At 62.2% G+C, this 22,742-nt stretch carries 18 protein-coding genes; 9 read left to right on the top strand and 9 right to left on the bottom strand.

The window, feature by feature from the left end; all coding sequences use genetic code 11:
* Positions 1-13: 13 nt before the first annotated feature.
* From E8Q41_RS21175 to E8Q41_RS21165, 3 genes are all read left to right on the top strand, one after another.
* A complete protein-coding gene (locus tag E8Q41_RS21175) occupies positions 14-1,054 on the top strand; it encodes a DUF3445 domain-containing protein (protein WP_137157546.1) in 1,041 nt (346 codons plus the stop codon).
* A gap of 62 nt (positions 1,055-1,116) precedes the next feature.
* Positions 1,117-2,457: an NAD(P)/FAD-dependent oxidoreductase gene (locus tag E8Q41_RS21170; RefSeq protein WP_137157545.1), complete on the top strand. Its 1,341-nt coding sequence runs from the start codon at positions 1,117-1,119 to the stop codon at positions 2,455-2,457.
* A gap of 125 nt (positions 2,458-2,582) precedes the next feature.
* Positions 2,583-3,182, top strand: a complete 600-nt coding sequence (locus E8Q41_RS21165; RefSeq protein WP_137157544.1) for a PAS domain-containing protein — start codon at positions 2,583-2,585, stop codon at positions 3,180-3,182.
* A gap of 22 nt (positions 3,183-3,204) precedes the next feature.
* Here the strand turns inward: E8Q41_RS21165 and E8Q41_RS21160 are convergent, their stop codons facing one another.
* Positions 3,205-5,514 (bottom strand): aminomethyltransferase family protein, encoded by a 2,310-nt coding sequence (locus tag E8Q41_RS21160; protein ID WP_137157581.1) that lies wholly within the window; start codon positions 5,512-5,514, stop codon positions 3,205-3,207.
* Between the two features lie 532 nt (positions 5,515-6,046).
* On the opposite strand from E8Q41_RS21160, the gene E8Q41_RS21155 reads away from it, so the two are divergent.
* The gene (locus tag E8Q41_RS21155; protein WP_137157543.1) at positions 6,047-7,834 is read left to right on the top strand and encodes an APC family permease; all 1,788 of its coding nucleotides are present in this window, start codon (positions 6,047-6,049) and stop codon (positions 7,832-7,834) included.
* Between the two features lie 41 nt (positions 7,835-7,875).
* On the opposite strand, the gene E8Q41_RS21150 is transcribed toward E8Q41_RS21155, so the two are convergent.
* Complete coding sequence (locus E8Q41_RS21150; protein ID WP_137157542.1) at positions 7,876-8,634, bottom strand: DeoR/GlpR family DNA-binding transcription regulator; 759 nt, start codon at positions 8,632-8,634, stop codon at positions 7,876-7,878.
* 255 nt (positions 8,635-8,889) lie between these two features.
* On the opposite strand from E8Q41_RS21150, the gene E8Q41_RS21145 reads away from it, so the two are divergent.
* Together E8Q41_RS21145 and E8Q41_RS21140 are read left to right on the top strand one after the other, a co-directional pair.
* Positions 8,890-9,786: a phosphotransferase gene (locus tag E8Q41_RS21145; RefSeq protein WP_137157541.1), complete on the top strand. Its 897-nt coding sequence runs from the start codon at positions 8,890-8,892 to the stop codon at positions 9,784-9,786.
* Positions 9,783-12,224, top strand: coding sequence for an FAD-dependent oxidoreductase (locus E8Q41_RS21140; RefSeq protein WP_137157540.1), 2,442 nt, complete (start codon positions 9,783-9,785; stop codon positions 12,222-12,224). The genes E8Q41_RS21145 and E8Q41_RS21140 overlap by 4 nt, the downstream gene beginning before the upstream one ends.
* A 42-nt stretch (positions 12,225-12,266) precedes the next feature.
* On the opposite strand, the gene guaD is transcribed toward E8Q41_RS21140, so the two are convergent.
* From guaD to E8Q41_RS21105, 7 genes are all read right to left on the bottom strand, one after another.
* Positions 12,267-13,622 carry a guanine deaminase gene (gene guaD / locus E8Q41_RS21135; protein ID WP_246660274.1) on the bottom strand — a complete coding sequence of 452 codons (1,356 nt, stop codon included), beginning with the start codon at positions 13,620-13,622 and terminating at the stop codon, positions 12,267-12,269.
* Positions 13,623-13,648: 26 nt separating this feature from the next.
* Positions 13,649-14,989, bottom strand: coding sequence for an amidohydrolase (locus E8Q41_RS21130; RefSeq protein ID WP_246660273.1), 1,341 nt, complete (start codon positions 14,987-14,989; stop codon positions 13,649-13,651).
* A 4-nt stretch (positions 14,990-14,993) separates the two neighbouring features.
* Entirely contained in the window at positions 14,994-15,854 is an 861-nt protein-coding gene (locus E8Q41_RS21125) for an aromatic ring-hydroxylating dioxygenase subunit alpha (RefSeq protein ID WP_137157538.1), read from the bottom strand.
* A 61-nt stretch (positions 15,855-15,915) separates the two neighbouring features.
* Positions 15,916-16,854 (bottom strand): ABC transporter permease, encoded by a 939-nt coding sequence (locus E8Q41_RS21120; RefSeq protein ID WP_137157537.1) that lies wholly within the window; start codon positions 16,852-16,854, stop codon positions 15,916-15,918.
* Positions 16,855-16,865: 11 nt separating this feature from the next.
* Positions 16,866-17,912 (bottom strand): ABC transporter permease, encoded by a 1,047-nt coding sequence (locus E8Q41_RS21115; RefSeq protein ID WP_137157536.1) that lies wholly within the window; start codon positions 17,910-17,912, stop codon positions 16,866-16,868.
* Positions 17,905-19,485 (bottom strand): ABC transporter ATP-binding protein, encoded by a 1,581-nt coding sequence (locus E8Q41_RS21110; RefSeq protein ID WP_137157535.1) that lies wholly within the window; start codon positions 19,483-19,485, stop codon positions 17,905-17,907. Before E8Q41_RS21110 ends, E8Q41_RS21115 begins: the two co-directional genes overlap by 8 nt.
* Before the next feature lie 69 nt (positions 19,486-19,554).
* A complete protein-coding gene (locus tag E8Q41_RS21105; RefSeq protein ID WP_137157534.1) occupies positions 19,555-20,670 on the bottom strand; it encodes a BMP family ABC transporter substrate-binding protein in 1,116 nt (371 codons plus the stop codon).
* 449 nt (positions 20,671-21,119) lie between these two features.
* Between E8Q41_RS21105 and E8Q41_RS21100 the strand changes: the two genes are divergently transcribed.
* The 3 genes from E8Q41_RS21100 to E8Q41_RS21090 are packed head-to-tail and all read left to right on the top strand — an operon-like array spanning position 21,120 to position 22,725.
* Positions 21,120-21,368, top strand: a complete 249-nt coding sequence (locus E8Q41_RS21100) for a hypothetical protein (RefSeq protein WP_246660272.1) — start codon at positions 21,120-21,122, stop codon at positions 21,366-21,368.
* A gap of 35 nt (positions 21,369-21,403) precedes the next feature.
* Entirely contained in the window at positions 21,404-22,096 is a 693-nt protein-coding gene (locus tag E8Q41_RS21095; protein WP_137157533.1) for a Rieske (2Fe-2S) protein, read from the top strand.
* Positions 22,096-22,725, top strand: a complete 630-nt coding sequence (locus E8Q41_RS21090; protein ID WP_170976566.1) for a glutathione S-transferase family protein — start codon at positions 22,096-22,098, stop codon at positions 22,723-22,725. The genes E8Q41_RS21095 and E8Q41_RS21090 overlap by 1 nt, the downstream gene beginning before the upstream one ends.
* Positions 22,726-22,742 lie beyond the last annotated feature (17 nt).

Below are 22,742 nucleotides of genomic sequence, written 5' to 3'. Positions count from 1 at the left end.
GGAGGCCCGATCCATGGCCATCGTTTTCAAGCAGGAAACTTTCCGCAACGACTTCACCTATCGCAACAGTCCGGGCAACATCCGGCGCTTTCCCTTCCCGTTTCACGAGGACGGCTACATGTATTCGGTCAATATGGAGCCGCATGTGAAGGGCAGAGCAGGCACCGTGTTCGAAAGCCTGATCGATGTCGACGAGCACTATGTCGCCGAAATGGCCGATCGGGCGATGGTGCTGAAAGAGGACCCGCTGCGCTATCAGGCGCTGCCGCATATGATGCAGGCGCAATGGGACACGCTCGAACTCCTGATGGAGCAGCAGGCGGCCGGCTATCCCGAGCATTTCACCCTGACCAAGAACGGCGACCGCTGGCGCTGGATCAACCGTCCGCTGGGCATCGACGACACCTTCACCTTCGGCGATCCGACCACGCTGCCTTATGAACCGCTGGAATACATCACCCGCCAGGCGCAAGGCGATTTCTGCATCGTAGACCAGCGCGACGGCAATCTCTGGATGGACGCCGGCATGGTGACCACCCAGGCTGACTGGTCGCTCGATTTCGACATCGGCATGAATTTCATGGAATGGCATGGCCCGGTGCCGCTGGCCCACCAGATCGGCGTGTTCGAACGCGCGCTGAAATTCCTGCTCAATCTGCAGCAGGGACAGCCGACGCGCCGCTTCAACTGGACGATGACCATCAATCCGCGCCTCGACACCAGCCCGGAGAACTATCCCAAATGGGGCAAGGACCGCACCACGGTCACCCCCGAGAATGTCGGCGAGAAAGTGCATCTGCGGGTGGAGTTGCAAAGCCTCTGGCGCCTGCCGCGCTCCAACGCGATCCTGTTCGTGATCCGCTGCTATCTCATGAATATGGAAGAACTGGTGACGGTGCCGAAATGGGCGCGCCGCTTCCATCGCGTTCTCAAGACGCTGCCGCCCGAACTGATCGATTACAAGGGGCTCACCCGGTACCGCGACACCACCATCGACTGGCTGTCCCGCTTCGATGACGGCGCGCCCACCAGTCCCGGCATCTTTCCCGACTGACCGACCATCCCCCGGGATGGCCGAGGATCCGATATCTCAATGCTAGAAGAGGGGGAAATCCCATGACGAAAGTTGCAGTGATCGGGGCCGGCCCATCCGGTCTCGCGGTGTTGCGCGCCTTCCAATCGGCAGCCGCCAAGGGCGCAGAGATCCCCGAAGTGGTCTGCTTCGAGAAACAGTCCAACTGGGGCGGGCTTTGGAATTACACCTGGCGCACCGGCGTCGACGAGAATGGCGAACCGGTGCATTGCTCGATGTATCGCTATCTCTGGACCAACGGTCCCAAGGAGGGGCTTGAATTCGCCGACTATCCCTTTGAAGAACATTTCGGCAAGCAGATCGCCTCCTACCCGCCGCGCGCGGTGATGTTCGACTATATCGAAGGGCGCGTGGTCAAAGCCGGCGTTCGCGACTGGATCCGCTTCTCGACGGTCGTTCGCTGGGTGGAGTATCATCCAGAAACCGGTGATTTCAGCGTCAGCGTCCACGATCTCGTCAAGGACAGCGTGACGACAGACCGCTTCGACTATGTGATTTGCGCCTCCGGCCATTTCTCATCGCCGAATGTGCCCGAATATCCAGGCTTTTCCACCTTCAACGGCCGCATCGTCCATGCGCACGACTTCCGCGACGCGCGCGAATTCTCCGGCAAGGACGTGCTGGTGGTCGGTTCGTCCTATTCGGCCGAGGACATCGGTTCGCAATGCTGGAAATATGGCGCCAAGACCGTCACCTCTTGCTACCGCTCGGCGCCGATGGGCTTCAAATGGCCGGACAATTGGGAAGAAAAGCCGGCGCTTGAGCGGGTCGAAGGCAAGACCGCGTTTTTCAAGGACGGCAGCAGCAAGGATGTCGACGCGATCATCCTCTGCACCGGCTATCGACATTATTTCCCCTTCCTGCCCGACGATCTCAGGCTGAAGACCAAGAACCGGCTGGCGACCGCCGATCTCTACAAGGGCGTGGTCTTCGTGCACAATCCGAAGATGTTCTATATCGGCATGCAGGACCAGTGGTTCACCTTCAACATGTTCGACGTCCAGGCCTGGTATGTGCGCGACATCATCCTGGGCCGGATCGCGATTCCCGCCGACAAGGAGACATTGCTCGCCGATGTCGCCGACCGCGAGGCGCGCGAAGAGGCCTATGACGATGTGAAGTCCGCAATAAAGTATCAGGGCGCCTATGTTAAAGAACTGCTCGCCGACACCGATTACCCCGATTTCGACGTCGACGGCATGTGCAAGGCCTTCTTCGAATGGAAGCAGCACAAGACGGAGGACATCATGGCGTTCCGGGACAATTCCTACAAATCGCTGCTGACTGGAACCATGGCGCCGAAGCATCACACGCCGTGGAAGGATGCGCTGGACGACACGATGGAGGTCTATCTCCAGAACTGACACAGGAAGCGGGAAACTGGCCCTCCGGAGGCCAGTTTCCTGCCCTTTTCCGGCCGGCATTCACGGATTTCTAAGCATTTTGGGGAAGAAATGTTTCACCATAAAATTCATTTTTCAGGTGTTTCATGGATTTCCAGACCAGCATACTCGGCCGCATGAATGGCGTCCTCTACCGCTGCAAAGCGGACGCTGAATATACGATGTTGGAAATCACCGACGGCATCCAGAGGATCTTCGGCTATCGCGCCGAAGACCTGATCGGCAACAAGGTCAGGACCTTCACCTCGCTCATTTCCGAGGAAGACGTGGCGCGAATGGACGAGACCGTCGGCGCGGCGCTGGAGAAGCGAACCGACTGGACCATGGAGTATCGCATGCGCCATGCGGATGGGCATCTGATCTGGGTGACCGAAACAGGCGGGGGCGTCTGGGACGACAATGGCGAACTGATGTATCTCGAAGGCAGCATCATCAACATCGAGTCGCTCTACCAGCGGATCGACGCGCAGACATCGGAAATGCGGGTGACGGCCTCGAAGACCGGCGAGATTCTCCATTCACTGAGATATCTGAAGATGCTCGCCGTCAATGCCGGCATCGAAGCAGCCCGCGCCGGAAACGCGGGTTCAGGCTTCGCCGTGCTCGCCGCTGAAATGCGTCAGCTGGCGAATGCCTCGGAAGAGGCGGCTCGCGCCATTACCTCCGCACAGAAGCGGGCGAGCTGATCTGCTCGCCCAAAGCCGTTGGTCACGCCCGCGGGCGCTTTTTCTCCGGATCGTAATGCGATAGCGGCGCGATGACGGCGGGAATGCGCTTCTGCAATCCGTCGAGCTTACCGATCTCCAGTTCAGTCCCGACCGTCGCATGGGTTACATCCACACGCGCCATCGCGATAACCTTTCCGAGGATAGGTGACGCGGTGGCGCTGGTGACGACGCCGATCTGGGCGCGGCCGATATAGAGCGGATCGCCATGGCCCACGGCTTCGTTGGAGGCTATATCGAGCCCCACCATGCGCATCCTTGGATTTTCTTTGCGGCGGACAAGAGCTTCGCGGCCGATAAAATCGTCCTGCTTGGATTTCAGCGGCACAGTAAAGCCGATGCCGGCTTCAAAGGGATCGGTCTGGTCGTCGAAATCGTAATGGGCGAAAATCAGCCCCGCCTCGATCCTGACCATATCGAGCGCCTGCAGGCCCATGGGCTTCAATCCGTACGGCTCGCCGGCCGCCCAGACCGCATCGAACACGGCTGCGGCATCCTTGGGGTGGCAGAAAATTTCATAACCGAGCTCGCCGGTATAGCCGGTGCGCGACACGACCACCGGCGGCCCCTCGAAATGACCGATGCGGGCCACCGTGAAACGGAACCATTCGAGATCGGCAACAGCAGGCTGGCGCGGTCCGGTCCAGAAAATGTCCTTCAGGATGTCGCGCGATTTCGGACCCTGCACCGCGATATTGTGCAGTTGATCGGTGGAGGAGCGCACCCAGGCCTTGAAGCCTTTCTTCTCCGCGATCTCGCGCAGCCAGATGCCGCTATAGTCGTCGCCGCCGATCCAGCGAAAATTGTGGTCGCCGAGCCGGAACAGGGTGCCATCGTCGATCATGCCGCCATGCTCAAAGCACATCGCAGAATAGACCACCTGGCCGGTCGTCAGCTTGCGCACGTCGCGGGTCAGGCAATATTGCAGCAGCGCTTCGGAATCCGGACCGGTGACCTCGAATTTCCTGAGCGGGGAGAGGTCGATCAAGGCGGCGGCCTCGCGGCAAGCCCAATATTCCTCGATCGGCCCCGTGGCCGTGAAGCGATTGGGCAGCCAAAAGCCGCGATATTCGGTCATGTCCCGGGTCATCTCGGACAGTTTGTCGTGAAAGGCGGTTTCCCGCGTCAATTCGGCAGGCGCGTCGGGGGTCATGCGATAAGCCATGGCTCGAGAGAATTTTTCCTGGGCGGAGAAGGTGCGGATATGAATGTCGGTCGGCGTCCAGCCGTTTGCGGCGTCGATATCGTCGGGACAAGACGAGGACACGCAGACAAGATCAGTCAGCGCCCGCATGAGCACATAGTCGCCCGGCCGTGACCAGGGCTCATCGAGATAGAGCTGATTGTGGTCGTCGACGCGCGTATTGTAGAAATAATTGAGCGCTTCCCAGCCCTTGCGCGGCGCCACGCCGTAGGAGGCGAGCGCCTCGTTGAAATTGTCCGTGCAATTGATATGGCCTGGATAGCCCATGTCGTCATAATAGCGGGAATTACAGGCCGTCGCAAAGGCGTCATGACGGCCGACAGTGTCCTGCACCACCTCCACCAGAGGCTCGAAATCGCGATCGAAGGCCTTGGACGGCAGACCGGGGATCGGATAACTGCGGCCAAGCAGGGTGCGGGTCACGGTGGCGTCAAGCGCGAGATCAAGCCCCTTGTCGAGCTTGCGGGCGGAAAAGGCCTGGAAATCCGTGCATTGCCGACCGAACACGTCGATCACCTGGATAAATTCGCCAGCGCGGACGAAATAGGCTTTCGCCGTCGCCGCATCGATGCGGATATCCTGCAGGGGATCGGCGAGTGGTTCTGGTAGATAGGCCGCGTATGCGCGCACCTTATTGGCCCGAACGATCCTGAGTTCAATTTCGGTGGCGGTTTCCTGTTCGTCCGGCGACATAGCGGCGCCGGGCGCAGCGGCAATCAACAGGCCAGCGGATGCGACGGTCAAATCGACACTTTCGCCGGGACGCGAGCCGCCGCCGAACACGCGGAGCGCCATCAGGTTGGAAAGATCGGCATTCCGGCGCTCCAAAGCGGAGCGAAGCCTTCGGGCGCTGACATCCTGGCTTACAAGGATCGCCTTGAGGCCATCGCCAGGGGCATTAAACGCGACGCCCAGAGGCTGCCCGGCGAACCTGCCCTGACTGTCGAGAAAGGAAATTTCGCAAGGCTGCAGGCCTTCCTTGTCAACGAATGTGAGACGGTCGCCTTCGAATACGGGCGTAGTCAGGCTGCCGCCGCCTCGAACCCTGTAACGTTCGACGGAAGACGCCGGCGATTGGAAGCCGGGCATGAATGTTTGGCTTGGCCGCGCGGATCGCACGACGACCGGATAGCCGCCAGCTAAACGGCTCTGTCCCGCCGAACTGTCAAAGCGCGTCATAAGGGCCTCCTGCCCATGAACCTTCGGCAGGAGGAAACAACAAAACCGTCTTCAAAGCAAAGATATTTTCACTGCGTTCAATTTATATTCCCTTGATTACCGAATCTACGAAAGCCTGAGCCGAAGCGACGTCGCTGTGATCGGCTACCAAAGGGCTCATTTACCGTCGCCACGCCCTCCACACACCCCAGAAATTGCATGCGCGAACAGACGCACAGCCCAAGCGGGATTTCATCGGCGAAAAAGTGCAAAGACTGGTCTCGCTCCACGCAGAATCCCTTGACCTTTGTGAAATTTATTCCACTGTGAGGATAGTTTTCCCGGTCACGTCGCGCCACACACAGAAGGACGCGAAGGCGGCCCATAACAGCCGACCGAACATGGCGGACCGGGCAAAACGACGGACGCACAGCGTCGCAACACCGGTTGGGGAACCAAGATCATGACCAATATTACCGACGTCGCTTCGGCGCCGCCCGCTACGCAAGGCAGTCTTCAACGAACGCTTGATTGGAAAGGCGCGTTCTGGGTTGCCGCAGGCGTGCCGCCCCTTGTTCTCTTTTCGATCGGCGGCATCGCCGGCACCACGGGCAAGCTCGCTTTCCTCGTCTGGATCATCTCGATGATCATGGGCTTCCTGCAATCTTTCACCTATGCGGAAATCGCCGGCATGTTCGGCAACAAATCCGGCGGCGCATCGGTCTATGGCGCCACCGCCTGGCTGCGTTATTCCAAATTCATCGCGCCGCTTTCGGTCTGGTGCAACTGGTTCGCCTGGTCGCCGGTTCTGTCGCTCGGCTGCGCGATTGCGGCCGGTTACATCCTCAATGCACTATTCCCGATCCCGGTAGCGGAATCGCAGGCCGTGCTCGATTGGGTCGCCGCGCATGCCTCGACGCTCGCTGCAGACAGCCCGCGCGTGGCGGAATGGCTCGCAGCCAATGCGGGATCGACGCCCGATCAGGCGATCAACGCGCTCCTCTCCAATGACGCGGTCGCCGCGCTCACGCCCGCCATCCGCAGCTGGTCGCTGATCTCGTTTGACATTCCCTTCCTCGCCAAGGCCAATCTCAACGCCACCTTCGTGATCGGCGTCGCGCTGATGCTGATCATTTTCGCGATCCAGCATCGCGGCATCGCGGAAACGGCCAGTGTGCAGAAATGGCTGGCGATCATCGTGCTGATCCCGCTTTTGCTCATCGGCCTCTGGCCGATTTTTTCGGGTCAGATTGTCGCCGCCAACGTCACCGGCCTCGTGCCGCCGACCGCCGGCTATTCCGGCGTCGATGGAACCTGGAGCAATGGCGGCTGGACGCTGTTCCTCGGCGGCCTCTATATCGCGGCCTGGTCGACCTACGGATTCGAGACGGCCGTCTGCTATACCCGCGAACTGAAGAACCCGAAGACGGACACGTTCAAGGCCATCTTCTATTCGGGCCTTGTCTGCTGCCTGTTCTTCTTCCTCGTGCCCTTCGCCTTCCAGGGCGTGCTCGGCCATAGCGGCATGCTGGCGCCGGGGATCGTCGACGGCACCGGCGTCGCCGAAGCGCTGGCCGGCCTCATCCATGGCGGCCGTATCGTCACGCAGATCCTCGTGATCCTGATGATCATGGCGCTGTTCCTCGCCATCATGACGGCGATGGCAGGCTCCTCGCGCACGCTCTATCAGGGCTCCAGAGACGGCTGGCTGCCGCGCTATCTCAGCCATGTCAACAAGAACGGCGCCCCCACCGGCGCGATGTGGACCGACTTCGGCTTCAATCTGCTGCTCTTGGCGATCGCGTCGGACGCTGCAGGCTACTTCTTCGTGCTGGCCGTATCGAATGTCGGCTACATCATCTTCAACTTCCTGAACCTCAATTCCGGCTGGATCCACCGGATGGATTCGGGCCATGTCGAACGCCCGTGGAAGGCGCCGACCTGGCTGATCGGCGTCAATACCGTGCTGGCTTTCGTCAACGCGCTGTTCCTCGGCGCAGGTGCCAAGGTCTGGGGCTATTCGAATGCGCTGTGGGTCGGCTTCATCTTCGCCGCCCTCATCCTGCCGGTCTTCGCCTACCGACATTTCGTGCAGGACAAGGGCAAATTCCCGCCGGAAGCCATGGAGGATCTCGGCTTGGTCGGTCAGGATCTCGGGGTGAAGAAGGCAGGCATGCTGCCCTATCTCGCGCTGGCCGGCGGCCTGGCGATCGTGCTGATCGCCAATGTGGTGTTCCAGCTGCCAGCCTGACGGCAGAGCTTCCGGTCGCTGTTCCAGCGGCCGGGTCTTTACTACTGAGCCACCGTCAGCGCCGCGCCCGAAACTTCGAGCGCGGCGCTGATCTCGTCAGGCGGCGCAAAGTCAGTGGCGAGTTCGGTGACGCCGCTGAAGCCGCAGACGCGCACCAGCCCCTGGCGGCCGAATTTCGTGTGGTCGCAGACCACCAGCCGGCGCTGGCCCCGGCTCAAGGCCATGCGTGCAAAATCCGCTTCATCGAGATCGAAATCCATCACGCCGTTCTTATCGACGCCGCCCGCCGAGACGATGGCGTGGGTGACGCTGAACCGGCTGACGAAATCGATCGCCGTCGAGCCGAAGGCTGCGCCATTGTCGCTGCGCAATTCACCGCCCGCCATATAGACCCGGTTGCCGTTGACGGTGGCGAGCGTGCGGGCGATGTCGGAGGAATTGGTCACCACCGTCAGCCGTCGATGGCCGATGAGCGCTCGCGCGAGGAAACTCGTGGTCGTACCGGTGTCCAGCATGACGGAATCGCCGTCGCGGATCGTGGCGGCGACATGGGCGGCGATGATCTTCTTGGCAGCGCTATTTTCCCGCATTCGCTTCTCAAACGGCGCTTCGCCCATCGAGGAGGGGAGCCCGACCTCGCCATGCGTCTTGATGACAGCGCCCAGGCCGGCAAGCGGCTTCAGATCGCGCCTGACTGTTTCGAGCGACACCCCGAGCCGCGCCGCGAGCTCCGCGATGCCGATCGCGCCCTCGCTTTCGAGCAGCCGCAATATGTCCGTCTGGCGCTTGCTCTGAACCATAACCGCCTCATTCAACTGCCCCGATCATAACCGAAGCGTCCGCCGCATGACAATGCGCCGCCACGCAATCGGTCACAAAACCACACATTACCACAGATTCCAGATTGACAGGTCTTGCTGGATGGCGTGTCATGCGCTCAACGACGAGGCCGTGACAAAAAACAGGGAACACGCGGCCTGGTCTTCACACCGGGAGAACGCGATGGACCAGCTCCATATCTCGACTTTCCTTTGCCTTCAGACTGCGAGGCGCCTATGACGATCGCCCCGGAGATCGAGGATCGCATCCGCGCCCTGCCCTGCTGGAACGGCTCCATCGGCATCGACAGGCTGAAGGGCGGCCTCAGCAATGAGAGCTTCGTCGTCGAGGACGCCAGCGGCCGGCATGTGGTGCGCTTCGGCAAGGATTATCCTTTTCATCAGGTCTATCGCGACCGGGAATTGATGACCGCGCGCGCCGCGCATGCGGCCGGCTTCGCGCCCGCCGTTGAGTATGCCGAACCGGGCCTGATGGTCTCCGCCTATTTGGGCGCAAAGACGCTTGGCGCTCTAGACGTGGCGGCGGAAAGGATGCGCATTGCCCGGCTTCTCGCCGAGTTCCACCGGCTTATGCCCCGCCATGTGTCCGGCCCCGGCTATATGTTCTGGGTCTTCCATGTCATCCGCGATTACGCGCGCGTGCTGCGTGACGGCGAAAGCCGGATGACGGAAAAGCTGCCGGATTATCTCGCGCTCGCCGAAGAGTTGGAGGCGGCGCAGGCGCCGCTGCCGATCATTTTCGGCCATAACGACCTCCTGCCGTCGAACCTGCTGGATGATGGCGAACGGCTCTGGCTCATCGATTTCGAATATGCGGGCTTTTCGACCGCGATGTTCGATCTCGCCGGCGCCGCCTCGAATGCCGGGTTCAGCCCGGACGAGGCGCAGGACTTTCTGGAGGCCTATTTCCGGGCCAAGCCGGTCCCTTCGGTCCTTCGCGCCTTCGCCGCCATGCAATGCGCCTCGCTCCTGCGCGAAGCCATGTGGAGCATGGCGTCTGAACTTCACCTCTCCGCTCCCGGCGCCGATTATGTCGCCTACACGGCGGAGAATCTCGACAAGCTCGATGCGGCGCTCGATGCGTACCGCGCCCAATACGGACTGAGATCATGACCCTGCCCTCCCACGCCCAGATCGTCGTCATCGGCGGCGGCATCATCGGCTGCTCGACCGCCTATCACCTCGCCCGCGATCACAAGGCGGATGTGCTGCTCTTGGAGCAGGGCCAACTCACATCGGGCTCCACCTGGCATGCCGCGGGCCTTGTCGGCCAGTTGCGCTCGTCTGCCTCGATCACTCGTGTGCTCAAATATTCCGTCGAGCTCTACAAGGGGCTGGAAGCGGAAACCGGCCTCGCCACCGGCTGGAAAATGACCGGCTGCCTCCGCCTCGCCACCAATGAGGATCGCTGGACCGAGTTCCGGCGGCTCGCCACCACTGCCGGTAGTTTCGGCATGGAGATGCATCTGATCTCACCGGAAGAGGTCAAGCGCATGTGGCCGCTGATGACGACGGATGATCTCATCGGCGCAAGCTGGCTGCCGACCGACGGACAGGCCAGCCCCTCCGACATCACCCAGTCGCTCGCCAAGGGCGCGCGCATGCATGGCGCAAAAATTGTCGAGAATGTCCGCGTCACCGGCTTCGAGATCGACAATGGCCGCATTCTCAAGGTGAAGACCACGCTCGGCGACATCGCCTGCGAAAAGGTCGTCAATTGCGCAGGCCAATGGGCGCGGCAGGTCGGCGCGATGGCCGGCATCAATGTGCCGCTGCAGCCAGTCAAGCATCAATATATCGTCACCGAAAAGATCGAGGGCCTGTCGACCGACGCCCCCACCATCCGCGACCCTGACCGCCGCACCTATTTCAAGGAAGAGGTCGGCGGTCTGGTGATGGGCGGTTATGAGCCCAATCCCCAGGCCTGGACCACCGGCGACGTGCCGGATGAATGGGGTTTCCGCCTGTTCGACGACGATTTTGACCATTTCGAACAACATATGGAGCAGGCCATCGCCCGCGTGCCGGCGCTGGAGACGGTCGGCGTCAAGCAGATGATCAATGGTCCGGAAAGCTTCACGCCTGACGGCAATTTCATCCTTGGCGCTGCGCCGGAATGCAAGAACATGTTCGTCGGCGCTGGCTTCAACGCCTTCGGCATCGCCTCGGGCGGCGGAGCGGGCTGGGTGCTCGCGCAATGGGTGGTTGATGGCGAAGCGCCGCTCGATCTCTGGGTGGTCGATATCAGGCGTTTTTCTGAGATGCATCGCGACCGGCAATGGGTGCTCGACCGCACGCTGGAAGCCTATGGCAAACACTACACCGTCGCCTTCCCGCATGAGGAGTATGACAGCGGCCGCCCCCGCTTGACCTCACCGCTTTACGACCGGCTGAAAGCGGCGGGCGCCGTGTTCGGCTCGAAACTCGGCTGGGAGCGGCCCAACTGGTTCGCGCCTGAAGGCGTGGAGCCGAAAGACCGTTACAGCATGGGCCGGCAGAACTGGTTCGATGCGGTCGGCGCGGAACATCGCCATGTGCGCGAGGCGGTCGGGGTGTTCGACCAGTCCTCCTTCGCGAAATTCGAACTGTCGGGACCGGACGCTCTCGCAGCTCTCGACTGGATCTGCGCCAACGACGTCCGCAAGCCGGTCGGACGACTCACCTATACGCAGCTCCTCAATAGCCGCGGCGGCATCGAGGCGGATCTGACCGTCGCTCGGATCGCCGAGGACAGGTTCTACATCGTCACCGGCACCGGCTTCCGCACCCACGATCTCGGCTGGATCCGCGACCATATTCCGGAGGGTCTGGACGTGACGCTCACGGATGTCACGGAAGCCTGGGGCACGCTGTCGCTGATGGGGCCGAAGGCGCGCGACACGCTGGCGGCCGCGACATCCGCCGATCTCTCAAACGCCGCCTTCCCCTTCGGCCATGTCCGGGAGATCGATATCGCCGAATCGCGCGTTCGGGCTCTCCGCGTCACCTATGTCGGCGAACTCGGCTGGGAACTGCATGCGCCGATCGGCGATCTCGGCCGCATCTATGACGCCTTGATGGACGCGGGCGCGCCGCATGGGCTGAAGCCGGTCGGCTATCGCGCGCTGGAATCGCTGCGTCTCGAGAAAGGCTATCGCGCCTGGGGCTCCGACATCACGCCGAACGACACGCCTGATGAAGCTGGGCTCGGCTGGGCCGTCAAGCTCGGCAAGCCCATCGACTTCCTAGGCCGCAAGGCTTTGGAAACGGTGAAGGACCATTCGCTCAAGAAGAGGCTGGTCGGCTTCACAGTCAACGACCCCTCGGTGGTTCTTCTGGGACGCGAGACGATCCTGCGCGACGGTGTCGCCGTCGGCTATCTCACCAGCGGCGGCTATGGCTATACGGTCGGCAAGAATATCGGCTACGGTTATGTGAAACATGCCGAGGGCGTCACCGATGATTTCCTGAAAAGCGGGACATACGAACTCGTCGTCGCCATGGACAAGGCGCCCGCCACGCTGCATCTCGCACCGCTCTACGATCCCAAGATGGCCAGGATCAAAGCCTGACGGACAAGGCCGGCCAGTTCAACGGACTGGCCGGATCGCTCTTCAGGCGACCTTTCGGCCGGAGACATAGACGTCGGAAATATTGGCGCGGGAGGCGGTGAAGATGATCTTCTGCAGGATCGCTTCGCTGCTGTCGAACTCGTCGAACAGCCGCATCGTGCCCTTCTCTGCCTGGGTGTCGATGACGATGGCGTCGAACTTGCAGCCGGGTTCGAAGCGACCGACCGGAAGATCGAGCGCCTTTGCCCCGCCGGCGGTGGCGATATGGAAGGCCTGGCGGAAATCGATGCGCGAGGGCGCGCCGGACGCGCGCTCGACGCCAGACTTGGCGGGATCGACGCCCGTTTCCAGCATGCGCGAGACGAGGATGGCGGCGCGGGCGTTTTCCAGCATCGAGGCGGAAGGGCCGCCGGAGATGTCGGTGCCCAGGCCGACATTCAGCCCTTTTTCCAGCGCCGCGCGCAGGGGGAACACCGCGCCGGCGAAATAACCGTTCGACAGCGGGCAATGGGCCACTGCCGCCTGACGCGTGCGGATCAGCTCCATATCAGACGCCGTCAGCAGGTTGGAATGCGCAAGCATGGTGCGCCGGCCAAGCAGGCCGAAGCGATCGAGGCTTTCGGCGTCGGTCATGCCATGACGTTCCAGCACGTAACCATGCTCCCAGTCGCTTTCCGAACAATGGGTCTGCACATGGCAGCCGCATTGCTTGGCCAGCGCGCCGAGATCTTCCAGCGCCGCATCGGTGCAGGAGGGGATGAAGCGCGGCGTCACCACGGGATGCACGAGATGATCGCGATTGGCGGGATGGCTCCTGACATAATCGATCAGCGCCCGCGTCCCCTCGACAGCCTCGGCGGCGGAACCATCGCGATAATAATCCGGGCAGCTGTCGACATTGTCCATCGCAACCTTGCCGACCAGCGCCCGCTGCCCCTTTTCCAGGCAGATATCAACGAGGAGCCGCGTCGCCTCCTGATGAATGGTGGCGAAATAGAGCGCGGTGGTGATGCCGTTGGCCAGCATGTCCTGAACCAACAGCGAGTAAGCGCGGCGGGCAAAGGCCGTGTCGGCATAGCGGGCTTCGAGCGGAAAGGTGTATTTCTGCAGCCAGACTTCCAAGGGAACATCGAGCGCATTGCCGAGCTGCGGATATTGCGGCGCATGCACATGGCAATCGACAAAACCGGGCAGCAGATAGGAGCCTCGCGGCAGGATCTCCAACTCTCCGCTCGCAGAAAGCGCCGCGCGCTTTTCCGCATAACTGGAATGCTCAGGCCCTATCACGTCGGCAATGTCGCCGTCGGCGTCGACGGTGATCAGCGCGTCAGTGAGGCACTCGACGCTCCAGGGCGTCGGCGCATGAAAAGCGTTGGCGAGCAGGGTCTTGTTGCGCATGGTCATTATCTCGCCTCTTGGCGTTTTCAAAGGCTGCGGTCGCGCAGCGAAAGCGCCGCCTCACGAAACCGCGCCCGGATTTCCCGCTCGTCGATGCCGAGCACGGCGCGGTTCTCCATCAGGATCTTGCCGTCGACCACCGTCATCTCGACATCGTCGGCGCGCGCCGAATAGACGAGCGCGGCCGCGACATCATAGACCGGCAGAGTATGCGGCTTGTCGAGATCGATCATGATCAGATCCGCCTTGGCGCCGGGTGCTAAACGCCCGGTCTCCGGCCGGTTCATCGCTTTCGCCGCCTCGCAGGTGGCCATTTCCAGCAAGTCGCGCGTCTTCAAGAATTCGACGTCATGGGTCTTGTCCTTGTGGATCATGCCCGCGAATTTCATTTCCTGGAACATATCGAGGCTGTTGTGGCTGGCCGGACCATCGGTGGCGAGCCCGACGGTGACCCCCGCCTCCTGGCAGCATCTGAGCCTCAACGTGCCGGAATCGAGTTTGGCGTTGCAGCAGGGGCAATGACCGATCTTGGTTCCCGTCTCCGCCAGAATGCGAATATCGTCATCGTCGAGCTGCGTGCAATGCGCCGCAGTGACATCCGGCTTCAGGAAGCCGAGGGAATGCAGCCATTTCACCGGGCTCGTCCCATAGGTTTCCCGCATATAGGCCATCTCCTGCGGCCCCTCGGCGAGATGCGTGTGGATCGCGAGGCCATAGGCGTCGGCGACATCCCGCACCTTGCGATACATGTCCGGTCCGCAGGAATAAGGCGCATGCGGAGACAGGCCGACATGGATGCGGCCCTCGCCGCTGCGATGATGCGCGGAGACCTTATCGCCGAACCTGTCCAGCGTCTTCCACGACCAATCGATGATTGGCGCATAGATGCCGCGATCGGCGAAACCGTAACCGAGCGTGGCGCGGAGGGGCACCTTCTTCAGCGCCTCGGTCTGAGGCTCGACGCGATAGCCGTCGAAATGTTCGTTGAAGCTGGTCATGCCCGACTTCACCATTTCCACGAGACCCATCAAGCTTGCCCAATAGAGCGTGTCCTCGTCGAAATTGCGCTTGAGCCGCCACATGGTCTGCAGCCATTCGAACAGCTGCACATCTTCCAGCAGGCCGCGCAACAGCATGTTGGAGGCGATATGGGTGTGGCAATTGACGAAACCCGGCATCACCACGCGTCCATTCGCATCGATGATGCGTGTCGCGCGGGATACATCGATCTCGGAGGTCGCTCCGACGGCGACGATCTCGTCGCCGCGCACAGCCACAACGCCATTGGCGATCTCGGCGGCCCCACCCATCGGCAGCACCGTGGCGTTGATGAAAGCGAGATCGATTTGGGTCGCGGACGCAGCCATTACGTCAGGCCGCGTTCATCAGCGAGGTGCCATAGGTGACGCCCTTTTCCTTGAGCCAGCGGCGATAGGCGATCGAGGAGGCGTCGGCGCGGGTCGGAATTTCCGAGCGCGGCTCCATGGGTAGCAGCACGGGGCGCTGGTTTTCGAGAATGATGCGGTCCTGCAGGAAGATCAGCTGCTGGAACTGGATCAGCGCCGGCGTCGTCGAGACATCGTCGATCAGATACATGACCGGATGCGCCCGGCAGCGGTCGGGATCGAGCGGCTGCACGAAGAGGCAGATCACGTCCCAGCGATTGGCGGAATTCGGGCAGGTCTTGTAGAGCAGCGTCGTGAACGGCGTCATCACCCGGTAGATATATTGGGTCATGATGCCGTCGGTGGCCGAGAGCGCCGCCTGCGGCTGGAAAAACTGACAATTGGTCGCCCAGACCTCGTCGACGTCGCGGCGGATTTCGACATTATAGTGCTCGACTTCGGTATGCGGCTCCGAGCCGAGAATATCGGTGTGCACGAAGGGGAAATGCGCCATGTCGAGGAAATTCTCGATAATGCGCAGGCCGGACGCCTTCACCGCCACCGCCCCGCAGGGAACGTAGCGGCGATCGGGTTCGTCGGCTTCGGGCACCGGGAAGATTTCGCCTGCAGGTTCGCCGAGTGAAGTCCAGACAAAGCCGAAACGCTTGCGGATCGGCAAGGGCTCGGCCCGGCCCTCGGCCATGACGGTGATATCGCCGGCTTCGGTCCGGGTTACCGCGAGATCGACGCCGAGCAGGCGGTTGGGCGACGCGCCGATCGGCAGCGCCGCCTCGGTCTCGATCACATACCACTGGTCGAGCGACGCTTTGTCTGTGGCCTTGGTCATGTCCGTGCTCCCTTCGGTTCTTGTCCTGTCATGACGCCGTCCGCGCGCGGAGGCAAGCGCTTCACGACCTGACATTCCGGAAATAGGGTTCGCCGAGCGCCGCCGGCGCCGCCATCAGCCGCTTCATCCGCTGCCAGGCGACGACGGGCGCGATGATGAAGGCGATCGTGCCGGCATAGGGCAGCATCGACAGGAAGGCCGGCGCGATCGGCCAGCCACGCGCCTGGCCGACAAAGCCGAGCGCGGTGATGAAGCCGAACAACAGACCCGACAAAGCGGCCGGAATGGGTCGATAGCCGGCGAAGATCACCAGCGCCACGGCAATCCAGCCGCGGCCGGAGACGACGCCATCCGACCAGGACGGCACGAAAGCGAGAACGAGATAGGCGCCCGCCCCCGCAGCCAGGGCCGAGCCCAGCGCGACATATCCGAAGCGGATCAGATTGACCGGAATGCCGGCGGCGTCTGCAGCTGCCGGATTTTCGCCGACCGCGCGCATATTGAGGCCGTGTCGGGTGCGGAACATCAGGAAGGAGAGGCCGAAAGGCAGGATGATATAGATGAGATAGACCAGAATGTTCTGGCTGAAAAAGGCCTTGCCGAGGATCGGGATCGAGGACAGGAGCGGGATCGCAACGCCCTCGAAGGTGGCCGGCACCGGCATGCCCGAATAGGCTTTGCCGATGGTCTGGGCGAGACCGGTGCCCATCAGCGTCAGCGCCAGTCCGCACAGCACCTGATTGGCGCGGAGCGCAACGGTGGCGGTGGCGAAGAGAACGCCGAGCAGCGCGCCGACCACGAGCGCGGCCAGGAAACCCAGCATCGGATAGGGCGCGGCGGTGACGGTGACGACGGCGGTCACCGCGCCCATCGCCATCAGACCCTCGACGCCGAGATTGACCACGCCGACGCGTTCGGAAATCACCTCGCCGATGGCCGCGAGCGACAGCACGCCGCCGGCGAGAAAGGCGGTGGTGAGGAGACCGGTCAGGAGTTCCATGGCGTGTCCTTTCAGGCCTTGTCGCGCACGATGCGGTAATGGGCGAGTTCATCGCCGATCGCGGTGAGGAAGAGAATGAGGCCGGTCATGGCGAGCACGGCGGAGGTGGTGAGCCCTTCCGTCTGCAGGATGATGCCGGAATTGAGAATGAAGGCCATCAGCGCGCCGGAGAAGATCACGCCGACGGATGAGCCGCGCGCCAGCACCGCCACCATGATGCCGAGATAGCCGTAATTGTTGGAAATGCCGCCCTGCAGGCGATGCACTGTGCCGGCGATCTCCAGCATGCCGGCGACGCCCGCGATCGCGCCGGATGCGAGCATGACGAGGATCAGATAGCGCCGCGAGGCGATGCCCGCGTAACGGCCAGCCGAGGGATTGGAGCCGATCAGCCTGATTTCATATCCCCATTTGGTGAAGTTGAAAATCAGCGCGGCGATGATGGCGAGGATCACGGCGATCGGCAGGCCCCAATGCACCAGGCCCCAGAACTCCGGCATTTCGGCGGGGATGCGCGGCGTGGCGGAATTGGCCACCCCTCCCCGCTCGCGCCAAGCGTCGGTCGAGACATAATAGACCAGCAGGATCGCGACGAAGTTCAGAAGCAGGGTCGTGATGAGTTCGCTGACATTGGCGTAGGCCCGCGCGAGCGTCGGGATCAGGATCCAGACCAGCCCGCCGATCGCGCCGGCGATGAACATTGCGACCAGGCTTAATCCATCCGGCAAAGGAATGAACAGGCCGACGGCGGTGGCGGCGAAGGCGCCGGCATAGAACTGGCCTTCAGCGCCGATATTCCAGGCGCCGATCTGTTGCGCCACCGTCACCGAAAGCCCGGTGAGAATAAGCGGGATAACCAGGAGCCCCAGATCCTCCATGCCGAAAGAGGAGCCGAAGGACGCGTCGATGACCTCCATGCCCAGGGACAACGGATTGCGCCCGGCCACGGCGAGCACGACGCCGGCGAAGATCAAGGCGAGCGCGATGGCCGCGATGCGGGCGCCGAGCGCCACGCCGGGATGGGCGGAGGGAAGACGCTGCAGACGCACCTTAGCCATGGACAGCGCTCCCGTCCTTGCTTCGGCCGCCCATCAGAAGCCCGATCTCCTCGATGTCGACATTGTCGTTGTCCACGACGCCCATGATCTTTCCTTCATAAAGGACGGCGATGCGATCGGAGAGATTGAGCAATTCCTCGAGATCCTCTGAAATCAGAATGATGCCGGCGCCGGCGTCGCGCAGTTCGACGATATAGCGCAGCATGGTGTTGATAGCGCCGACATCGAGACCGCGGCTGGGATAGGCTGCCACCAGAGCCTTGGTGGCCACACGCATCTCACGACGCGCAACGAGGCGCTGCTGGTTGCCGCCGGAGAGATTGCGGATCGGCATGGCGAAATCGGGAATGGCGACGTCTGCCGCCGCCGCGATGTCCTTGGCGAGCGCGGTCGCCGCGCCAGGACGATAGATGCCGCCTTTTGTGACGGGCGGTGCGCCATATTCCCGCATCACCGCGTTGATGGCGACGCTGAGCGCCGGCGCGAGCCCGCTATGCAGACGGTCCTCCGGAATATGGCCGACGCCGCGCGCGACGAAATCGGCGGCGTTGGCGCGGCCCATGGTCTCGCCATCCAGCACAATCTCGCCCGAAGCAATGCCGCGTGTGCCGGTCAGCACTTGCGAGAGTTCACGCTGGCCGTTGCCGGCGACGCCTGCGACGCCGACGATCTCGCCGGCGCGGACATCCAGCGACAAGCCATGCAGCGCCTCGTCACCGAGGTCATTGAGCGCAATGACATTGCGCAGGCTGAGCACCGGGGTCGCCGACATCGGCGCCGCGCCTTCCGGGCGACCGCGCATATCGGCGAGCACGATGTCGCGGCCCACCATCAAGCGGGCAAGCTTGGCGGGCGTACAGTCCTCGGCGTTTTCGGTGGCGATCTTGCGTCCACCACGCAGAATGGTGATGCGGTCGGAAATTTCCAGCACTTCGTCGAGCTTGTGGGAGATGAAAATGACGGCGTTGCCGGTCGAGACGAACTCGCGCAGCGCCTTGAACAGTTCGCGCGCTTCGCCAGGGGTCAGAACGGCCGTCGGCTCATCGAGAATGAGAACCTTCGCCCGGCGCGCCAGCACGCGCAGGATTTCGACGCGCTGCTGCTCGCCGGTCGACAATTCGGTGATGCGGGCCGCGGGCCGGACTTCGAGATTGAATTTAGCGGCGAGATCGACCGTGCGCGCTTCGAGGATCGACGCGGAGGCCCGGCGCGGCGTCTCGCTCCAGCCGAGATGGATGTTTTCCGCCACGGTGAAGGCATTCACCAGCTTGAAATGCTGGTGGACCATGCCGATGCCGGCGGCGATGGCCTGTTGTGGCGTCGAGAACTCCCGCGCATAACCGTCGATGATGATTTCGCCGCCATCCGGCTGATAGATGCCGGTGAGGATATTCATGAGGGTGGATTTGCCGGCCCCGTTCTCGCCGAGAAGCGCGTGAATTTCGCCCGGCATCACGTCGAGATCCACATCCTGATTGGCGACGACGCCCGGGAAATATTTGGCGATTCCCTTCAACTGCACGAGCGGAGCAGCGCCGGGCTGGGCGACATAGCGGATCGGATGTTCTGACATCAGGCGTAACCGGAAGTGGAGACAGGCGGGAAGAAGGGGCGCATGCCGCGCCCCTTCGGATGGCTGAAATCAGAGGCCTGTGACGCCTTCGATCGACCAATCCCAGTTGTAGAGTTCCATCTCGGTCATCTTCTGACCCTTGGCGACCTTGACATTGCCCTTGCTATCCTTGAGCTCTCCTTCGAAAGGCGACCAGCCGCCGAGGATCTTGTCGCGCACAGCGTCAGCAGCCTTGCCAACTTCGGCCGGAACCTTTTCGCCCCACTTGTCGCGATCGACGCCTGCGCCCATAGCGAACAGCGTTTCGCCCGGGGTCCAGGTTCCGGCAAGACGCTTGCCGACCTGATCGACGTAGAATTTCTTGAAGTCGATGATGATCGAAGACACGTAGGAATTCGGGCCGTAACGGCGGATGTCGGTGTTCCACATGGCGGCCCAGACGCCGCGCTTTTCGGCGACCTGCAGATAGGCGGCCTCGTCCATGATGCCGAACAGGAAGTCGCAACCATCGTCGATGAGCGCCGTGCCGGCCTGAGACGCCGCCTGCGGATCGAACCAGGAATTGATCGCGATGGTCTTGCAGGTCGCGTTCGGATTGACGGTGCGGGCGCCCATCAGGAAGGCGTTGGTCGAGGCGTAGACGGAGGCGACCGGGAAAGACGCAACATAGCCGAGCTTGCCGGTCTTGGACAGCATGCCTGCGGCCACGCCCACGACATAGGTCGGATACCAATGCGCCAGATAGTACCAGCCGAGATTATCCATCAGGATGTGGCCGTTGCATTCCAGGAAGGCGGTGTCGGGCGCGCGCTTGACGACTTCATGCAGGAAGTCGCCGGTCGACGAGGTGTCGAAGATCATGTTGGCGCCTTCGCTGACGAACTGGCGATAGGTGCGCGTCGCATCGGCGGAATAGGGAACGTTCTCGACTTCGAGAACCTTCTTGAGCTTGGGATAGGCTTCCTTGACGGCGAGCAGGCCCTGATGGTGACTCCAGGTCCAGCCTTCGTCGGTGATCGGGCCGACATGGCCGAAGCCGATGACGGCGTCTTCTTCCTTGACGGCTGCGAGCGGGGTGGCGGCCATCGCTGAACGGGCAAAGCCGCCCGGCAGCATGGTGGATGCGGCGCCGGCGGCGGCCATATTGAGGAAGCCGCGGCGGGAAAGACTACGCAGATCGATCATGTGAACCCCTTTTTTGGTTTTCCGCCGGATAAGCCTCGCTTCCGGGCGTTTCGGTAACTATCAAGCAACTCCTGTGCCAAGGCCGCCAGCCGCATCCCTTGCGGGAAATGGCCGCAAGACCCTGCAACTCCAGCGCCAATATCAGGCTCGGCGGCGTCTCTCGAGCGGCGACACAGACCGGCCAGGAACCGCCGGAGAGGCAGCCTTTCAAATAGAGGATGTTCCGCATAGACCTGATTTTTCGACGGGCTTGATGCACTGAGCGCAACAACTATCGAGAAAAAATCACTTGAAAACGGCGTGGGCCAAAGTCTACAGTGATGAAATCGAGTGCATGGCTACTTTTTAGCCATTCGCTCAATAAACGGGCTGAGCATGCTCGGAGCCGTTGCCTGGTCGAACTCGAGCCAGTGATCACCGAGTTCTCGCCCCGCATTGAAGGATATGCCGTGACAGAAGACATCCAGTTCGCTTTCATCGGGGAAATCGCCTGCGAGAGCTTCATCGACTTTGCGCGCCACAGGGCTGCGAGGCTGGATCTCAGCCTCGAAATGGGCGCCTGCGACGCCGGGCGCGCAACGATGCGGGTCACCGGACAGGAAGCTTTGGTCGACATGTTCGAAATGGCCTGCAGCCTGGGTCCAAGCGACTGCATCATCCGCGACGTCACCCGCGCGGACGCCTGGAACGAAACTTGAATGATCCGCGGGATCGGATGTGAAGGAGTGACATTATGACAGCGGCAAGCGGCTGGACGCCGGTAGCGCTCAGCGCCTCGATCGAGGCCGGAACCTCGGCAGGAACCCAGATCAACGGCTTCGAGGTCGTGGTCTGGCGCGATAACAGCGGCAAGGCGCATGTCTGGGAAGACCGCTGTCCGCATCGCGGCATGCGCATGAGCTTCGGCTTCGTGCGTGGCGACCATATCGCCTGCCTCTATCACGGCTGGCAATATGACACGGGCGGCCAATGCCGCTATATTCCGGCGCATCCCGACCTCGATGTTCCCTCGACCATCAAGATCCCGTCCTATGCGGTCACTGAGCGCGGCGGGGTGATCTGGACCTGTCTCAAGGAGACGGCGGACGCTTCGGCGCTTCCCGTCGTATCCGACGACGTCACGCCGATCCGCAGCCTCTATATCGACCGTTCGGTCGAGGCCATCGCGCCCCTGCTGCCCTGCCTCCCCGTCGATGGCGCGGATGTGACGGTGGAGACTCTGTCTTCGGACGCGGTGCTTTTCGCGAGCGGCGCGGTCAGACTTCTCATCGCCGGACAGGAGATCGCATCCGAGAAATGCGCGCTGCATATCGCGGCGATCGGTTCGGTCGACGCCGCGGCGCAGAAGAGCATCGCCAAATGGGCGGAGAACGCCCGTCGGGTGATCGAGGCCGCCCCGGCCGCTCCAATTGCAAAGGTGGCGTGATGTCTCTCACTCTCTACAATTACGAACTCGACGATTCCAGCTACCGCGTCCGGCTGCTTCTCTCCATACTCAAGACGCCGCATGAGGTCGTGGCGGTGGATATGGTTCCGGGCAAGGAACATCTCGGCCCCGCCGTGCGCGCGCTGTCGCCGCTCGGCTCCCTGCCCGTCCTCATAGACGGCGATCTCACGCTCTACGGCCCGGAAGCGATCCTCGCTTATCTCGCCAAGGCCTACGATCCCTCGGGGCAGTTCCTACCAATGGAGGCCAAGGCTTTCGGCGAAACCATGCGCTGGCTGAATTTCTCCGCTTCGGCGCTCGCGCCTGCCATGCAGGCCCGGCTCGTGGCGCTGCTCGATGAACCAGGCGATCTGGAAATTTTGAAGCGCGCCGCACGCGAGGCGTTCCGTGTCATGGACGATCACATGACGCTGCGCCAGATCGACGGCGTGGAATGGTTCGTCGCCGATCACGCCACCATCGCCGATGTCACGCTGTTTCCGATCTTCGCGCTGTCGCGCGATTTCGGCATCGATCACGACGAGTTCCCGGCGCTGCGCCGCTGGATCCGTCGCTTCCGCACGCTCGACGGGTTCAAGACCATGCCGGGCATCCCCGATTATCACTGACGGCCCCAGGAGAAGAC

It is taken from the genome of Rhizobium sp. FKL33 (genome assembly GCF_005222915.1).
Classification (GTDB): Bacteria; Pseudomonadota; Alphaproteobacteria; order Rhizobiales; family Rhizobiaceae; genus Rhizobium_E.
Note: the sequence above shows the minus strand (reverse complement) of the source record. Positions and strands in the feature narration are given on the sequence as shown.

Bases quoted from the DNA above. Each gene is read 5' to 3' on its own strand.
- E8Q41_RS21175 (WP_137157546.1), top strand. From the start codon at position 14: ATGGCCATCGTTTTCAAGCAGGAAACTTTCCGCAACGACTTCACCTAT.
- E8Q41_RS21170 (WP_137157545.1), top strand. From the start codon at position 1,117: ATGACGAAAGTTGCAGTGATCGGGGCCGGCCCATCCGGTCTCGCGGTG.
- E8Q41_RS21165 (WP_137157544.1), top strand. From the start codon at position 2,583: ATGGATTTCCAGACCAGCATACTCGGCCGCATGAATGGCGTCCTCTAC.
- E8Q41_RS21160 (WP_137157581.1), bottom strand. From the start codon at position 5,514: ATGCCCGGCTTCCAATCGCCGGCGTCTTCCGTCGAACGTTACAGGGTT.
- E8Q41_RS21155 (WP_137157543.1), top strand. From the start codon at position 6,047: ATGACCAATATTACCGACGTCGCTTCGGCGCCGCCCGCTACGCAAGGC.
- E8Q41_RS21150 (WP_137157542.1), bottom strand. From the start codon at position 8,634: ATGGTTCAGAGCAAGCGCCAGACGGACATATTGCGGCTGCTCGAAAGC.
- E8Q41_RS21145 (WP_137157541.1), top strand. From the start codon at position 8,890: ATGACGATCGCCCCGGAGATCGAGGATCGCATCCGCGCCCTGCCCTGC.
- E8Q41_RS21140 (WP_137157540.1), top strand. From the start codon at position 9,783: ATGACCCTGCCCTCCCACGCCCAGATCGTCGTCATCGGCGGCGGCATC.
- guaD (WP_246660274.1), bottom strand. From the start codon at position 13,622: ATGCGCAACAAGACCCTGCTCGCCAACGCTTTTCATGCGCCGACGCCC.
- E8Q41_RS21130 (WP_246660273.1), bottom strand. From the start codon at position 14,989: ATGGCTGCGTCCGCGACCCAAATCGATCTCGCTTTCATCAACGCCACG.
- E8Q41_RS21125 (WP_137157538.1), bottom strand. From the start codon at position 15,854: ATGACCAAGGCCACAGACAAAGCGTCGCTCGACCAGTGGTATGTGATC.
- E8Q41_RS21120 (WP_137157537.1), bottom strand. From the start codon at position 16,854: ATGGAACTCCTGACCGGTCTCCTCACCACCGCCTTTCTCGCCGGCGGC.
- E8Q41_RS21115 (WP_137157536.1), bottom strand. From the start codon at position 17,912: ATGGCTAAGGTGCGTCTGCAGCGTCTTCCCTCCGCCCATCCCGGCGTG.
- E8Q41_RS21110 (WP_137157535.1), bottom strand. From the start codon at position 19,485: ATGTCAGAACATCCGATCCGCTATGTCGCCCAGCCCGGCGCTGCTCCG.
- E8Q41_RS21105 (WP_137157534.1), bottom strand. From the start codon at position 20,670: ATGATCGATCTGCGTAGTCTTTCCCGCCGCGGCTTCCTCAATATGGCC.
- E8Q41_RS21095 (WP_137157533.1), top strand. From the start codon at position 21,404: ATGACAGCGGCAAGCGGCTGGACGCCGGTAGCGCTCAGCGCCTCGATC.
- E8Q41_RS21090 (WP_170976566.1), top strand. From the start codon at position 22,096: ATGTCTCTCACTCTCTACAATTACGAACTCGACGATTCCAGCTACCGC.